Here is a 15,232-nt window from a genome sequence, read left to right as displayed (position 1 = left end):
AAGATTTGGAAATTGTTCCAATTATAATTGCGGTTGTAGTTTTTCTCTTCTCTTCTGTTTTTGATAATAGTAAAAAAAAGCCGGCGCCCAAACCAAAGAGACCACAGGTGCCAAAACAAGTAAATGCAGAAGTGGAGAGAGAAAGACAAGTTATGACTGTCCCTGTAAAGTCTAAAAAAGTGGTGCAGGTTGAAAAACCACTTTCTGAGCTGGAAAGGCTGCAAAGGGAAAATGCAAGTTTACAAAAGAAGATTAATATGATGGAAAAACAACGAAATCGAGTCGTTCAAGGACCAATTATAAATAAGAATCAACCTCTGGAAGAATCTGAAGGCTTATTTACAAAGGATAATATTGTTCAGGCGGTAGTGTTTTCGGAAGTATTAGCTTCGCCTCGTTCAAGAAATCCCCATCGAGCTTCTATGCAACACAGCGTAACAAGCAGAAAATAAAAACATAGAGAGTTATTATCAAGCGTTATTTCTCTTTGGAGAAGTGATTTGCTAGATAATAGCTCTTTTTTGTATAAAAGGATATTTAAAGAAAATCTCCACGAATGCGTGTCGTAAAAGTTTTTCTTAGCATAATGTAGGACTCCGTGAATATGATGATAGTAAGTGTAAGAAAGCGTACTGTCTATACAGAGAATCTCATAAAAGAGAGGAAAGGGGGTTCTTTTTTTATGGCTAAAAAATGGGGACACAACTTGCGGAACTGGATGATAAAAAACTTAGAACTTCCTCAAGATGTCATGATGGACTTACCTAGAATTACAATGATTGGACAAATACATATTTATGTAGAGAACCACCGAGGGTTAATAACCTTTTCAGATAAAGAATTACGATTGCTTTTAAAACAAGGGCAGCTGTTGATTAAAGGAAAAGGGTTTGTTATTAAGACAATTTTACCAGAGGAAATATTATTAGAAGGGAAAATAGATCAAGTTTTATACATAAATGAATGATTTGGGAGGAAATTATGAAAAATCATTGGATAGAATATTTAACAGGGATTATTACAGTGAAAGCAACAGGCAAAGGTTTAGAAAGGTTTTTAAATAAGTTATTAAAAAATGGTATGTCTGTTTGGAACGTAAAGAAGCACGGACCGCAAGCTGTAACCTTTCAGATTAGTCTAAAGAATATCCATTCTCTTCGTCATTTAGTTAGAGGAAGCGGTATAAAAATAGAGTTTCAGCGCCGAGCTGGAGCTCCGTTTCTATATAAAAGAATGTGGAAAAATAGCGGTTTTGTACTCGGATTATTCCTTTTTTTAGGACTAGTTCTCACTTTATCTAATATGGTCTGGGGAATAGAAATCAAGGGAGCAAATCCTGCGACTGAATATCAAATTCGTAAGCAGCTGGATAAGATGGACATAAAAATTGGTAAATCGCAGTTTTTTGCGAAGGAATTAGATGAAATTCAGGCAGAATTAACAAATAATATTGATGCGATTACATGGATTGGTGTGGAGTTAAAAGGGACAACTTATCATTTCCAGGTAGTTGAAAAAAACGAGCCGAAGAAAAAGAAAGAAGCGGGCCCGCAAAATTTAATAGCAACGAAGAAAGCGACAATTGTAACAGATTTTGTGGAATCTGGTACAAAACGCTATGCCATCAATGAAGTTGTGAGAAAAGGACAATTGTTAGTTGCAGGCAAAATAGGGAATGAAGATCGTGCGAAGAGTGTATCTGCTAAAGGGAAAGTATGGGGAGAAGTGTGGTATACGACAAAAGTGACTGTTCCTTTGGAAACAACTTTCCAAGTATTTAATGGAGCGGAAAAGCAAAAAATTTATATGAAGCTTGGTAAGTGGAGTATTCCTGTATGGGGATTTGGCAAAATAGAGTATAAGGAATATGAGGAAGAGGAGAATGAGTCAAACGTTAAGTTCTTTAAATGGGAATTGCCAATTAAGATTGTAAATAAAACATATCGGGAAAAAGAGATTGTAATAAGAGGATATAGTGAGAAGGAAGCTATCGAGAAAGGGAAGGAGGATGCGAGAAAGGATATTATGAAACGAATTGGTGAAGATGGGAAAATTAAGGAGGAAAAAATTTTACAACAAGATATAAAGAATGGTAAAGTTAAATTAAATATAGCTTTTACAACAATAGAAAACATTGCGAAAGCACAACCTCTAACTCAAGGAGATACAGAATGACAGAAGATTTAAAAACGATGAATGTAAAGTTGAAAGATCCAAACGAAGCAATTGCTTTACTTGGTAATGGAGATAGCAATCTGCAAGTGCTTGAAAAAGAATTAGATTGTAACATCGTAACGAGAGGAGAAACGCTGCTTGTTTCTTCTGAGAATCCTGATTCAATAGAGCTCGTTGGGGATATTGTTGATAAACTTTTACAAGTAATCCGAAAGGGTGTTTCCATCAGTCAACGTGATGTGGTATATGCGATCTCACTGGCAAAGAAAGGAACGCTTGAATATTTTGGGTCACTATACGATGAAGAAATTGCGAAAACGATTAAAGGAAAATCAATTAGAGTAAAAACGATCGGCCAAAGTGAGTATATACGCACTATTAGAAGAAATGATCTAGTTTTTGGGATTGGGCCTGCAGGAACAGGTAAGACTTATTTAGCCGTTGTGATGGCGGTAAATGCTTTAAAGAGCGGGAAAGTAAATAGAATTATTTTAACAAGACCTGCAGTGGAAGCGGGGGAAAGTTTAGGTTTTTTGCCAGGGGATTTGAAAGAAAAAGTAGATCCATATTTACGCCCGTTATATGATGCATTGCATGATGTGCTTGGTATGGAGCATACTGCTCGTTTGATTGAAAGAAATACGATTGAAGTAGCTCCACTTGCCTATATGCGCGGGAGAACACTGGATGATGCTTTTGTAATATTAGACGAAGCACAGAATACAACTCATGCCCAGATGAAAATGTTTTTAACAAGACTTGGTTTTGGATCCAAGATGGTGGTTACAGGGGATAAAACACAAATAGATCTGCCAAAGGGCGTGAAATCAGGATTAGTAGTTGCAGAACAAATTCTGCAAAACGTAAATGGGATCGGCTTTGTTCATTTAGAAGAAAGCGATGTAGTGAGACATCCATTAGTCGGAAAAATTATTCATGCATATGGAAAGCAAGTTATGTAAAAGAAAGAAGGACAATATCTTAAGTTTATTTGAGCTTAAGGATATTGTCCTTCTTTCTATATTGGATTGGATACGTTCCGGATACATGAAATATTCGAAAAAGGATGAAAACGATCGAAAAAACTGTTATCATTTTACATATCATCAGATTTTTTTGTTTTTAATTATTGGTGGTTTTACTGATCTATTGAGGAAAGTGACAAGTGCTTGAAAATCAGCTTTCAGAAGGAGAATTTACATCTAGATAGGTTAAGGATTAAAAAATAGGTTTAAGATGATAGAATAAGCAACTGAACCTATTTTTTTGAAATAGGAGGTAAATATGAACGTTTGGCAGAGAATGCGTAATAATTTAATAAAACTAATGAATATTACCTTTTTTAAAATAATTCTCTTTATTTTACTTGGTGTCATTTTATTCTTTACACTCTATGGAAACGTAAAGCCGGAAAAATTAAATGTACAGTTATTTTCTGTAGCGGATCAGACTATTAGGTCACCCATAACAGTGGAAGATAAAGAGAGTACAGAGAAAAAGAAGGAAGAAGCAAAAAATCAAGTACAGGATGTCTATGTTGTTAATAAAGAAATTGCTCAGAATCGTGTAGATTTAATATCTTCTATATTTGATTCTGTAACAGAAGTAAATAACGAAGTAGAGAAACAAATGGAAGAAAAAAGAAAGAAAGCAGAAGAGGAAGATAAGAATAAACAATCAATAAAAGAGCCATCCGTTGACGAGAAGCTTGAATTACTAAAAGGCAAGCTGACAAATGAAGTAACGAATGAAATTATGGACCGCTCTTTAAAATCGCTTATTCCTTATTCGGAAGATCAGTTAGAAATCGCAAAAGATATTACGGTAACAGCTATACATACAGTAATGAATGGTAAGATTCCTTCAGATGAGGTGGAGAATGCCAAAAAAAGAGTGGAGGATATCTTAAAGGTAAACGATGGTTTAACTTCTGATTTAAAGAGTGCAAGTATCGATTTAGGAAGATTTGCAATCATTCAAAATGAGTTCTACGATCCTACTGCGACAGAAGAAATGCGTCAGCAAGCTGTTGATGGTGTGGAGCCAATAAGAGTACTTCAAGGCCAAGTTCTTGTGGAAGAAGGCCAACTGATAAGTAGAGAGATACATAGACAACTTGAACTTGTTGGATTATTAGATAGCGATAATTCCATTCAGCCATTTATCGGTTTAGGTTTAATCATATTGACGATGCTAGCGGCACTTTATTTTTATACACTTAAAAGAACATCGAAAGAGAAGGAGAATAATATCCAGTTCTATTTAATGTTCTTTCTTATAATTAGTGTAACGATTGTATTAATGAAAACAATAAGCGCCTTCCAACAGTTTGAATACACAGAGATTGGCTATATATTTCCAGCTGCTATGGCGGTTATGTTAATTAAGATATTAATGGAAGAAAAATCTGCTTTATTAGTAACGATTATTCTTGCGGTTTGTGGAATGATTATGTTTAATGAAGGAGTTGCTGGAACTTTTAATGTAGGAATGGGTATATATATTATTGCAAGTGGTTTAGCCAGTATTTTATTTTTATATAAAAGAAATCAGCGGACCAATATTCTTTATGCAGGATTCTTTATTTCTTTTATAAATATTGTTACGATATTAGCGATTTTATATTTACAAAACGGACATTATGGTGCAAAAGAATATGGTGTATTCCTTTTACTGGCCGTTATTTCCGGAATAAGTTCAGCTGTTTTAACAATCGGTTTCTTGCCTTTCCTTGAAACCGGGTTTGGGGTGCTTTCTACCATTAAGTTAATTGAGCTCTCTAATCCTAACCATCCATTATTACGTAAAATCTTAACTGAGGCACCTGGTACGTATCATCATAGTGTGATGGTTGCTAATTTAGCGGAATCAGCATGTGAAGCGATTGGCGCCAATGGGTTATTGGCAAGAGTTGGTTGTTATTATCATGATATCGGGAAAACAAAAAGGCCGCATTTTTTTATTGAAAATCAAATGAATATGGGAAATCCACACGACCGTATTCCTCCCCAGGCCAGTAAAAATATCATTATTGCCCACGCAACAGATGGAGCTGAGTTATTAAGAAAATATAAATTACCGAAAGAAATCGTCGATATTGCTGAACAGCATCATGGAACCTCCCTCTTAAAATATTTTTATTTTAAGGCAAAGGAAAAAGGGGGAGAGGTAAAAGAAAGTGATTACCGCTACCCAGGCCCAAAAGCCCAAACGCGTGAGGTAGCAATTATAGGAATTGCGGATAGTGTAGAAGCTGCTGTAAGAAGTTTAAATGCACCAACCACCGAGCAAATTGACTCTTTAATTAAGAATATTATTTCTGACCGTTTGCAAGATGGACAATTGGATGAATGTGATTTAACATTAAAGGAATTAGATATTGTTCGAAATACATTAAGTGAAACGTTAAAAGGAATTTTTCATTCACGAATCGAATATCCAGAAATGAAAAAGTAAAGGAAGTCGAATATGAATTTAGAAATTGATTTTATTGATGAAACAGAAAAAGTGAAGGAAAGTGAGATTGCGAAAATCGAGAAACTTTTACAATTTGCGGCCGGTAAACTAAATCTCCAAGGAGAAATTGAGCTTTCCATTACCTTCGTTCATAATGAACAAATTAAACAAATAAATAAAGAATATAGAGAAAAGGATCAACCGACAGATGTTATTTCTTTTGCGCTGGAGGAATTAGGAGAAGGCGAATTGGAATTGGTTGGAGAGGGACTTCCTAGAATGTTAGGAGATATTGTCATTTCTATCGATAAAGCGGAGGAACAGGCTAATGATTATGGTCATTCTTATATGAGAGAACTTGGATTTTTATCTGTTCATGGCTTTTTGCACTTACTAGGATATGACCATATGACAGAAGAAGATGAAAAAGTGATGTTTACTCTTCAAAAGGATATTTTAGATGAGTTCGGATTACAAAGATAAAAGAATTCGAAAGAACAGTCAATTATCCTCCTTCCGTTTAGCGATATTGGGAATACTAACTGCTATTAAACAAGAAAGAAATGTAAAAATTCATTTGGTTATTACCATTCTTGTTATTGTATTGGGCCTTTTAAATGATTTGTCTAAACAGGAATGGATGTTAATTGCTTTTTGTATTGGATTAGTAATTAGCCTAGAACTGATAAATACGGCAATAGAACGTGTGGTGGATCTTGTTACTAGTGAATATCATCCATTGGCAAAAGAGGCAAAGGACATAGCTGCTGGTGCTGTTTTTGTCGCAGCAATTCTTTCGATTGTGATTGGCGGAATCATCTTTATCCCGAAAATCTGGAGCGCTATAATAGGTTAGAGAATAAAAGCTATCTGATAAAAATTAAATCTTCAACAAATAGTTATTTGTTGAAGATTTAATTTTTAAAAGGTAGTTTTTTATTTTTGGGTTTTCTACGTTCATTAATAACTCCCTACTTCTTTCTCTTTATTGTGCTTCCAAATTAGTATATAATTTTAAGACAGTACATTTAACATCATATTAAGTGTTACTGAAGTTTGAAAACGTTCCATTTATTCTTTAAAATAATGTGTAAGGCGAGAATAGGGCTTACTAAAAAGAGATACTCACTAAAATGAAAAATTATTTTAAAATAAATCTTAGCGCTAAAGGGGAAAGTATTTGGCTAAACAAGAACCTTTTCGGCTTGTGATATAGCCAAAAGTGAACTTGAAATAGCATGAAAAGCTGCTTAAAGAAAAGAGGGATTTGTATGAAAAAGGAACTTCTAATGGAAGAAGCAAAACTTGCACGTGATAAAGCGTATGTACCTTATTCAAAATTTAAGGTAGGAGCAGCTCTGCTTTCGGAAAAGGGTATCGTTTATCACGGTTGTAACATTGAAAACGCAGCGTACAGTATGACGAATTGTGCAGAACGAACGGCATTATTTAAAGCTGTGTCAGAAGGTGATACTACTTTCAAGAAGCTTGTTGTTGTGGCAGATACAGAGGGACCAGTTTCTCCATGTGGTGCTTGCAGACAAGTAATTTCTGAACTTTGTCCAAAAGACATGGAAGTAATATTAACGAATTTAAAAGGCGACGTACAAACATTAACTGTGGCAGAGTTATTGCCAGGAGCATTTTCACCGGAGGATTTAAATGAACATTAATAATCAAACAGAACACAAATCAGGATTTATCTCCATTATAGGAAGACCTAATGTTGGAAAATCAACCTTTTTGAACCGTGTAATAGGCCAAAAGATTGCGATTATGAGCGACAAGCCACAGACTACAAGAAATAAAGTTCAAGGTGTACTTACAACAGATGATGCACAGCTTATTTTCATTGATACACCTGGAATTCATAAACCGAAACATAGACTTGGCGATTTTATGATGAAGGTAGCGCAAAATACACTGAAAGAAGTGGATCTAATCCTTTTTATGGTTAACGCTGAAGAAGGCTTTGGTAAAGGGGAAGAATTCATTCTTGAGAAATTTCAGTCTGTAAAAACACCAATATTTTTAGTGATTAATAAAATTGATACGATTCACCCAGATCAATTATTTGCCATTATTGAATCATATAAAGAGAAGTATCCATTTAAAGAAATTGTCCCAATCTCTGCTCTAGAAGGAAATAATGTCGAAACATTATTAACACAAATCAAAAAGTATTTACCAGAAGGACCGCAATTTTATCCAGCTGATCAAGTGACAGACCATCCTGAACGCTTTATTGTTTCTGAGTTAATAAGGGAAAAAGCACTGCACCTAACAAGAGAGGAAATTCCTCACTCCCTTGCAGTAGTAATTGAAAAGATGGAGAGAAAATCAAACGATGTCATTAACGTAATGGCCACTATTATCGTTGAACGAGATTCTCAAAAAGGGATAATTATCGGTAAACAAGGTAGTATGCTGAAAGAAATCGGAAAAAGAGCAAGAACGGATATTGAAAATCTTCTAGGAAATAAAGTCTATTTGGAATTATGGGTGAAAGTACAAAAAGATTGGCGCAATAAAATGACACAATTGCGTGATTTTGGGTTTAGAGAAGACGAATATTAATAATTAGAACGGAACAGCTTTAAAGGCTGCCATAAGAAAAAATGGAATCCTGTTGTTCCCTTTATTGCAGCAATAGGAAAACGGATTAAACTAGAAGGCATTCGGTTATTTGAAAATTATACATGCAATCAATTAGCAATATTTTCGTCTCATGATTTTATAAAGACAGGCTATGATAAGATTAAGGTTGTAAACAGCTAGTTAAAAATCGAAAGGTGGGGTTTTACATGTTAGACTTTACCTGGAAAGTTTTTTCCCAAACAGGTAACATTGATACTTATCTACTCTTTAAAGAATTAGAAAAGCATAATCATGAAATACCAGGAATGCAAGAAGAGGAACTAGCGGAACTTGATTATCCCATTTCATAGTTACTGTCCTTATAGTAGGGGATGGTGAATGGTGATGCTCGAAAAGTGTGAAGGGATTGTAATTAGATCCATCGATTACGGTGAATCCAATAAAATAGTAACGTTGTATACAAGAGAATGGGGAAAGGTTGGGGTAATGGCTAGAGGTGCAAAAAAGCCAAACAGCAGGCTTTCTGCTGTAACCCAGCCTTTTGTCTATGGATATTTTCTCGTCCAGCGAAGTAGTGGATTAGGGCTTTTACAGCAAGGGGATATTATATCGAGTATGCGTTCATTGAAAGAAGATATTTTTCTTACTGCATACGCTAGCTATATAGTAGAGCTTACAGATAAATGTACGGATGAAAAAAAGCCAAATCCTTTTCATTTTGAATTATTATATCAAACGTTAAATTACATGAATGAAGAATACGATCCGGAAATATTAGTAAATATCTATGAACTAAAAATGTTAAACAGCTTAGGATTATATCCAATACTAGATCGCTGTGTTTTTTGCGGAGCGACAGAGGGGCATTTTTCTTTTTCTATCCGAGAAGGTGGATTAATCTGTCATCAATGCTTGGACAAGGACCCGTATCATTATAAAATCTCGCAGGCTACAGTAAAGCTGCTTCGGATTTTTTATTATATGGATATTTCCCGTCTAGGTAGTATCTCTGTCAAAGATTCAACTAAGAAAGAGCTAAGTATGATTATTGATGCTTATTATGAAGAGTATTCTGGGTTGTATTTGAAATCTAAAAAATTTATTCAATCAATGAAAAACTTAGGGGATTCCTTTACATAAAAGTAATTGAATGAAGAGTGAATCTTCTTCGAGAATAAATCAAAGCAAGGTTGACAACTAATATTTTTTTCGTTATTATTCATGTAAATAAGAGTGTTGCATTGAAAAGAAAGTAGTACTTAATTCACCTCATGAAAAGCGAGCTTGGGATAGTGGAAGCCAAGTTCATGAGCGTTAAGGAAGGCGTTCTTGGAGCAACTGCGTTTGAAAGTGGCTGTATCTTACAGCAAATAGGGTGGAACCGCGGGTTAACTCTCGTCCCTATGTCAAGAAATATTTGGCATAGGGACGAGAGTTTTTTGTGTTCCTTACGAGTACATACTCTACATAAATCTATGCTGAATATACGTTTTATAAATTCGGAGGTGTAGGAAAGCAATGAATATTCAAAACATGATTTTAACATTGCAAAAACATTGGTCTGACTATGGTTGTATCCTAATGCAGGCATATGATGTAGAAAAAGGTGCGGGGACGATGAGTCCTTATACTTTTTTAAGAGCGATTGGTCCTGAGCCGTGGAATGTGGCTTATGTAGAGCCATCTAGAAGACCGGCAGATGGAAGATATGGAGAAAATCCAAACCGTTTATATCAGCATCATCAATTTCAAGTAATCATGAAGCCTTCTCCTGACAATATTCAAGAATTATATTTAGATTCTCTAAGAGCACTAGGGATTAATCCGTTAGAGCATGATATTCGCTTTGTAGAGGATAACTGGGAAAATCCTTCTCTAGGCTGCGCAGGTCTTGGATGGGAAGTATGGCTTGATGGAATGGAAATTACTCAATTTACGTATTTTCAACAAGTTGGCGGTATTGAATGTAAGCCAGTATCGGTTGAAATAACATATGGAATTGAGCGATTGGCTTCCTATATTCAAGATAAAGAAAATGTTTTTGATTTAGAGTGGACAGATGGGTTCACAATCAAAGATATTTTTTATCAACCAGAATTTGAACATAGTAAATATACATTTGAAACGTCTGATACCGATATGCTGTTTAACCTATTCTCTATCTATGAAAAAGAGGCGCATAGACAAATGGACGAAGGGCTAGTACACCCTGCCTATGACTATGTATTAAAATGCTCTCACGTTTTCAACCTATTGGATGCTAAAGGGGCTATTTCTGTTACAGAAAGAACTGGATATATTGGAAGATGCAGAAATTTAGCACGTAAAGTGGCAAAAACTTTCTACGAAGAAAGAGAAAAATTAGGATTCCCAATTTTAAAAAGTAAGGAGGGAAAAAGTCATGAATAAAAGAGACTTATTATTGGAAATTGGTTTAGAAGAAATGCCAGCTCGTTTTATCTCTGCTAGTATCCAATCATTAAAAGAGAAAATGGAGGCTTGGCTTGCGGAGAAACAATTGGGTTATGCTTCTGTTCAGGCTTTTTCTTCCCCGCGCAGATTGGCCCTTCTTGTTACTGATTTAGATGAATCGCAGCAAGATATGGAAGAAGAAGCAAAAGGCCCTGCTAAACGTATTGCATTAAACGAAGCTGGTGAATGGTCTAAAGCAGCTGCGGGATTCACAAGAGGGCAAGGCTTAACAGTAGAAGACATCTATTTTAAAGAGATAAATGGTGTGGAATACGCTCATGTAAAAAAATTTATTAAAGGGAAACAGACAAGTGAATTATTATCAGAATTAAAAGAGTTAATTCTAAGCTTAACATTCCCGAAAAATATGCGTTGGGCCAATAATGAATTACGATATATTCGTCCAATTAAATGGCTTATTGCCTTATTTGGAGAAGAAATTATTCCATTCTCTATTACTAATGTAGAAACGTCTAATCAGTCACGTGGTCATCGTTTTTTAGGTGGGGAAATCGTCTTTCAAAACCCTTCTGATTATGAGAAGAAAATGTTGGCTCAATATGTGATGGTTAATGCAGCAGAACGAAAAGAAGCTATCGTTTCGCAAATAAAAAAATTAGAAGAAGAAAACAATTGGATTATTCCAATTGATGAAGATTTATTAGAGGAAGTTACTAATTTAGTTGAATACCCAACTGCTTTGTATGGTACTTTTGATGAGTCATATTTAGAGTTACCAACCGAAGTATTAATTACAAGCATGAAAGAACATCAACGCTATTTCCCAGTTAAGTCTAAGGAAGGAAAGTTGTTGCCTTATTTTGTAACTGTTCGGAACGGGGACCATCAACATCTTGACAAAGTTGCAAGGGGAAATGAGAAAGTATTAAGAGCTAGACTTGCTGATGCAGCCTTCTTCTACAAAGAAGATCAAAAGTTAGCGATAGACGATCTTCTAAAAAAACTAGAAGCAATCGTATATCATGAAGAAATTGGTACTTTAGCAGAAAAAGTAGCTCGTGTTCGCTTACTTGCTTCTAAGTTAGCCGACGAATTACAGTTAACTTCTGAAGAAAAACAAGATGTCGACAGAGCTGCGCAAATTGCTAAGTTTGACCTTGTAACAAATATGGTTTATGAATTCCCCGAGCTGCAAGGATTAATGGGAGAACGATATGCTATTCAAAAGGGAGAAAAGGCATCAGTAGCGAACGCTATTAATGAGCATTATATGCCGCGTCATGCAGATGACGAAACAGCAACAAGTAATGTGGGGGCAGTACTTGCGCTAGCAGAGAAACTGGATACAATTGTTTCGTTCTTTAGTATTGGATTAGTACCAACTGGTTCACAAGATCCTTACGCATTAAGAAGACAGGCAACTGGAATTGTTCAGACCCTAATAGATAAAAACTGGAATATTCCAATTGAGCAATTGGTTGAACTGGCGATACAGGCTATAGAGAATGTGTCAAAAGTTTCCGGGCAAGAATTAGTTGATTCAGTGCTGTCATTCTTCAAATTACGTGTGAAATATATTTTACAAGAACAGGGCATCCGCTATGATATGATTGATGCAGTGTTGGCAGAAAAAATTGGTGGGGCTGCAAGTGTTTTAAGAAAGGCAAAAGTTCTTGAACTTCACAAAGATGATGCTAATTTCAAGGAAGGGATAGAAGCATTAAGTCGAATTATCAATATTTCTAATAAGGCAGTAACCGTTTCAGCGGTTGATTCTAGCTTGTTTGAAAATGAATATGAAAGTGATCTATATAATCGTTTTACAGCGGTTAAAGAAAAAATTAATACCAAAGTGGAAGAAAAAGAGTATTTTGAGTTATTGTTCTCTTTACAAGAAGCAATCTCTGCATATTTTGACCACACCATGGTAATGGCTGATAATGAGAAGATTAAAGAAAATCGCCTAAATCTAATGGTGGAAATTGCTGCATATATTAAAGGTTTCGCAAGTGTAAATGAAATAATTGTGAAGTAGTAACTAGATAGTTTAACAAAAAGCTAGGCAGGGGATTCCCCTACCTAGTTTCCTTTTGTTATGATTAGGCATAATGAATATGTACTTGAATGTTAAATATGGTTGTAGCAAAAGAGTTATCTTTAGATTCTTTTTCTTTTGATTCTGGCTATTTCGTATATAATAGTTAGTAGATATCGTTACCTAAATGAAGGTGGTGAATAGGAAATCGAACTGAATAAACGTCAAGAAAAAATTATTGAAATTGTAAAAGAAAATGGGCCGATAACGGGCGAGCATATTGCGGATAAATTAAACTTAACAAGAGCTACACTTCGACCAGATTTAGCGATATTAACAATGGCTGGATTTTTAGATGCAAGACCACGTGTAGGCTACTTCTATACAGGCAAGAACTCAGAGCGGCTAGTAATTGATAATATCCGTAATATCCTTGTGAAAGATTATTATTCACATCCAGTAGTTGTTCACGAGAATTCCTCTGTCTATGATGCCATTGTCATTATGTTCACAGAAGATGTTGGAACTATATTTGTTATTGATGAAGCTTCCACATTAACTGGAGTTGTTTCCCGCAAAGATCTATTACGAGCAAGCATTGGTAAACAAGAGTTAAACTCTTTGCCTGTCGCGATTATTATGACAAGAATGCCGAATGTCACATATTGTTTTAAAGAAGAGATTTTAGTAGATGTTGGCTGCAAGTTAATGGATCACGAAATAGATGCACTTCCAGTTGTAGAAAAAAATGAAAATGGTCTTCTTGTAATAGGAAGAGTTTCGAAAACAAATATTACTAGGGCGTTTGTAGACTTGTCTAACAATCGTAAAGGAATTGTGGAGGAACATAATGACTGAAAGACAAATTATCTATGTTGTATCTGATTCAGTTGGTGAAACAGCTGAACTAGTAACAAAAGCAGCAATTAGCCAATTTTCTGGACATAACGTAAATGTATTAATTAAAAGATTCCCGTTTGTGGAAGATAAATCGAATATACATGAAGTAGTTATGCAAGCTAAAATGGAACATGGGATGATTGCTTATACGCTTGTTAAACCAGAAGTTCGCAATTATATGAGTGAATTGGCTCGCCAAGAAGGCGTATACGCCTGTGATATAATTGGTCCGATTATCGATCAATTCCAAGTTTTATGGGGAAAGACGCCTTTATATGAACCAGGGCTTGTCCGCAAACTTGATGAAGATTATTTTAAAAAAGTAGAAGCAATAGAATTTGCTGTGAAATATGATGATGGCAGGGATCCAAGAGGGTTAGAAAAGGCAGATATTATCTTAATTGGTGTATCACGAACATCCAAAACACCTTTATCGCAATTTTTGGCACATAAAAGAGTGAAAGTGGCAAATGTTCCAATCGTGCCAGAGGTTGATCCGCCAAAAGAACTTTTTCAAGTTCCAGCAAGTAAATGCTTTGGCTTAAAAATAAGCCCGACGAAATTAAACAATATTAGAAAAGAGCGCCTTATTTCTCTGGGTTTAAGTGATCAAGCAAGCTATGCGCAAATTGAAAGAATAAAAGAAGAATTAACCTATTTTGATGATATCGTAAATCGCATCGGCTGCCCGGTTATCGATGTTACGAATAAAGCAGTGGAAGAAACAGCAAATATTATACACAATTTATATTATCGCTCTAAGTATAATGCAGATAATTAGTTTTTTCTTATAAAAATAAGTGGTAAAGACTTGGTTCTCCAAAGTAGAATCAAGTTTTTCATTATGGCTGTTTTGTACTTATTATCCAACAGAAAAGTTCCTTATATTTTATTTTTTGTTCTAGTATGATCTAAAAGGAATAATTATAGATAAAAAAAGATGGAATTTCAAGCTGATTTATACTATAATAAAAAATTGTGATAAAAAAGTATCATGTTTTAGGTTTAGACTTGGCTTATTACGAATAAACTATTTATTGTGAGAAGTCAAGGGAAGGGATAAAAAAATTTTCGACATTACTTCTTTCGTGAAAAAATAATTTAGGAAGAAGGAATATGTGGAGTGATGTAGAATTAATAGTACATTAGGAAAACACATGATTTATGTTGATGCTGATTCCTGTCCTGTAAAAGAAGATATTGTCGAAATAGCTTCTTATTATCATTATGAATTACAGTTCGTTGCTTCCTACGCCCATATGAAGCGGGAGAATGACGGACGAAAATGGAAATATGTGGATAGTGATAAAGAAGCTGTTGATTTATTTATTATGAATGCTACCAAGAAACAGGATATTGTCGTGACTCAAGATATTGGCTTGGCCTCCACTTTATTGCTAAAGCAAGTTACTGTTCTTTCACCTAGAGGAGTAATCTATGAGGAAGAAACGATAAATACTGCATTAGATATGCGTTATTTATCTGCTAAAGCAAGGCGAAAAGGGGTATATGGAAAAGGGCCTAAACCATTTACAGAGGAGGATCGACAAAAATTTAGAAGAAATTTTATAAGGATTTTGTCGAAAAATGAAGGAGATTCGACTGGACACGTCGAATAATTCATTAAAGTAGGCA

Annotated in this window: 16 protein-coding genes; all 16 read left to right on the top strand. The window is 35.0% G+C overall.

The window, feature by feature from the left end; genetic code table 11:
* The first annotated feature begins 5 nt into the window (after positions 1 to 5).
* The 16 genes from BCI01S_RS10370 (at position 6) to BCI01S_RS10290 (ending at position 15,216) form a co-directional block, all read left to right on the top strand.
* Positions 6 to 452, top strand: a complete 447-nt coding sequence (locus BCI01S_RS10370; protein ID WP_061798605.1) for a YqfB family membrane protein — start codon at positions 6 to 8, stop codon at positions 450 to 452.
* Between the two features lie 230 nt (positions 453 to 682).
* On the top strand, positions 683 to 967 hold the full coding sequence (gene yqfC, locus BCI01S_RS10365; RefSeq protein ID WP_016202973.1) for a sporulation protein YqfC: 285 nt from the start codon (positions 683 to 685) through the stop codon (positions 965 to 967).
* Positions 968 to 981: 14 nt separating this feature from the next.
* Entirely contained in the window at positions 982 to 2,175 is a 1,194-nt protein-coding gene (gene yqfD / locus BCI01S_RS10360; protein WP_061798603.1) for a sporulation protein YqfD, read from the top strand.
* Entirely contained in the window at positions 2,172 to 3,137 is a 966-nt protein-coding gene (locus BCI01S_RS10355) for a PhoH family protein (RefSeq protein WP_047941296.1), read from the top strand. The genes yqfD and BCI01S_RS10355 overlap by 4 nt, the downstream gene beginning before the upstream one ends.
* Positions 3,138 to 3,459: 322 nt before the next feature.
* On the top strand, positions 3,460 to 5,631 hold the full coding sequence (locus tag BCI01S_RS10345; RefSeq protein ID WP_047941294.1) for an HD family phosphohydrolase: 2,172 nt from the start codon (positions 3,460 to 3,462) through the stop codon (positions 5,629 to 5,631).
* A 12-nt stretch (positions 5,632 to 5,643) separates the two neighbouring features.
* Positions 5,644 to 6,114: an rRNA maturation RNase YbeY gene (ybeY, locus tag BCI01S_RS10340; protein WP_061798598.1), complete on the top strand. Its 471-nt coding sequence runs from the start codon at positions 5,644 to 5,646 to the stop codon at positions 6,112 to 6,114.
* Positions 6,092 to 6,487, top strand: a complete 396-nt coding sequence (locus BCI01S_RS10335) for a diacylglycerol kinase family protein (RefSeq protein ID WP_047941292.1) — start codon at positions 6,092 to 6,094, stop codon at positions 6,485 to 6,487. Before ybeY ends, BCI01S_RS10335 begins: the two co-directional genes overlap by 23 nt.
* A 415-nt stretch (positions 6,488 to 6,902) precedes the next feature.
* Positions 6,903 to 7,304 (top strand): cytidine deaminase, encoded by a 402-nt coding sequence (locus tag BCI01S_RS10330; protein ID WP_047941291.1) that lies wholly within the window; start codon positions 6,903 to 6,905, stop codon positions 7,302 to 7,304.
* Entirely contained in the window at positions 7,294 to 8,208 is a 915-nt protein-coding gene (era, locus tag BCI01S_RS10325) for a GTPase Era (protein ID WP_217279781.1), read from the top strand. Before BCI01S_RS10330 ends, era begins: the two co-directional genes overlap by 11 nt.
* Before the next feature lie 227 nt (positions 8,209 to 8,435).
* Positions 8,436 to 8,579 carry a YqzL family protein gene (locus tag BCI01S_RS24735; protein ID WP_082138270.1) on the top strand — a complete coding sequence of 48 codons (144 nt, stop codon included), beginning with the start codon at positions 8,436 to 8,438 and terminating at the stop codon, positions 8,577 to 8,579.
* A gap of 34 nt (positions 8,580 to 8,613) precedes the next feature.
* Positions 8,614 to 9,369, top strand: coding sequence for a DNA repair protein RecO (gene recO / locus BCI01S_RS10320; protein WP_047941379.1), 756 nt, complete (start codon positions 8,614 to 8,616; stop codon positions 9,367 to 9,369).
* A 378-nt stretch (positions 9,370 to 9,747) separates the two neighbouring features.
* On the top strand, positions 9,748 to 10,638 hold the full coding sequence (gene glyQ / locus BCI01S_RS10310) for a glycine--tRNA ligase subunit alpha (protein WP_047941289.1): 891 nt from the start codon (positions 9,748 to 9,750) through the stop codon (positions 10,636 to 10,638).
* Complete coding sequence (gene glyS, locus BCI01S_RS10305) at positions 10,631 to 12,697, top strand: glycine--tRNA ligase subunit beta (protein WP_061798596.1); 2,067 nt, start codon at positions 10,631 to 10,633, stop codon at positions 12,695 to 12,697. The genes glyQ and glyS overlap by 8 nt, the downstream gene beginning before the upstream one ends.
* A gap of 207 nt (positions 12,698 to 12,904) precedes the next feature.
* Positions 12,905 to 13,555: a transcriptional regulator CcpN gene (gene ccpN, locus BCI01S_RS10300; RefSeq protein ID WP_047941287.1), complete on the top strand. Its 651-nt coding sequence runs from the start codon at positions 12,905 to 12,907 to the stop codon at positions 13,553 to 13,555.
* Positions 13,548 to 14,378 carry a pyruvate, water dikinase regulatory protein gene (locus BCI01S_RS10295; protein WP_047941286.1) on the top strand — a complete coding sequence of 277 codons (831 nt, stop codon included), beginning with the start codon at positions 13,548 to 13,550 and terminating at the stop codon, positions 14,376 to 14,378. Before ccpN ends, BCI01S_RS10295 begins: the two co-directional genes overlap by 8 nt.
* Before the next feature lie 376 nt (positions 14,379 to 14,754).
* Positions 14,755 to 15,216, top strand: a complete 462-nt coding sequence (locus BCI01S_RS10290; protein WP_082810046.1) for a YaiI/YqxD family protein — start codon at positions 14,755 to 14,757, stop codon at positions 15,214 to 15,216.
* Positions 15,217 to 15,232: the final 16 nt, after the last annotated feature.

This window comes from Niallia circulans NBRC 13626, from assembly GCF_001591585.1.
GTDB classification, from domain to species: domain Bacteria; phylum Bacillota; class Bacilli; order Bacillales; family Cytobacillaceae; genus Niallia; species Niallia circulans.
The sequence above is the reverse complement of the archived record's forward strand: the minus strand, read 5'-3'. Positions and strand labels throughout refer to the sequence as shown.

What these genes read in the sequence shown, in the direction of transcription:
- yqfC (WP_016202973.1), top strand. Translation starts at nt 683, where the DNA reads ATGGCTAAAAAATGGGGACACAACTTGCGGAACTGGATGATAAAAAAC.
- yqfD (WP_061798603.1), top strand. Translation starts at nt 982, where the DNA reads ATGAAAAATCATTGGATAGAATATTTAACAGGGATTATTACAGTGAAA.
- BCI01S_RS10355 (WP_047941296.1), top strand. Translation starts at nt 2,172, where the DNA reads ATGACAGAAGATTTAAAAACGATGAATGTAAAGTTGAAAGATCCAAAC.
- BCI01S_RS10345 (WP_047941294.1), top strand. Translation starts at nt 3,460, where the DNA reads ATGAACGTTTGGCAGAGAATGCGTAATAATTTAATAAAACTAATGAAT.
- ybeY (WP_061798598.1), top strand. Translation starts at nt 5,644, where the DNA reads ATGAATTTAGAAATTGATTTTATTGATGAAACAGAAAAAGTGAAGGAA.
- BCI01S_RS10335 (WP_047941292.1), top strand. Translation starts at nt 6,092, where the DNA reads ATGAGTTCGGATTACAAAGATAAAAGAATTCGAAAGAACAGTCAATTA.
- BCI01S_RS10330 (WP_047941291.1), top strand. Translation starts at nt 6,903, where the DNA reads ATGAAAAAGGAACTTCTAATGGAAGAAGCAAAACTTGCACGTGATAAA.
- era (WP_217279781.1), top strand. Translation starts at nt 7,294, where the DNA reads ATGAACATTAATAATCAAACAGAACACAAATCAGGATTTATCTCCATT.
- BCI01S_RS24735 (WP_082138270.1), top strand. Translation starts at nt 8,436, where the DNA reads ATGTTAGACTTTACCTGGAAAGTTTTTTCCCAAACAGGTAACATTGAT.
- recO (WP_047941379.1), top strand. Translation starts at nt 8,614, where the DNA reads ATGCTCGAAAAGTGTGAAGGGATTGTAATTAGATCCATCGATTACGGT.
- glyQ (WP_047941289.1), top strand. Translation starts at nt 9,748, where the DNA reads ATGAATATTCAAAACATGATTTTAACATTGCAAAAACATTGGTCTGAC.
- glyS (WP_061798596.1), top strand. Translation starts at nt 10,631, where the DNA reads ATGAATAAAAGAGACTTATTATTGGAAATTGGTTTAGAAGAAATGCCA.
- BCI01S_RS10295 (WP_047941286.1), top strand. Translation starts at nt 13,548, where the DNA reads ATGACTGAAAGACAAATTATCTATGTTGTATCTGATTCAGTTGGTGAA.
- BCI01S_RS10290 (WP_082810046.1), top strand. Translation starts at nt 14,755, where the DNA reads ATGATTTATGTTGATGCTGATTCCTGTCCTGTAAAAGAAGATATTGTC.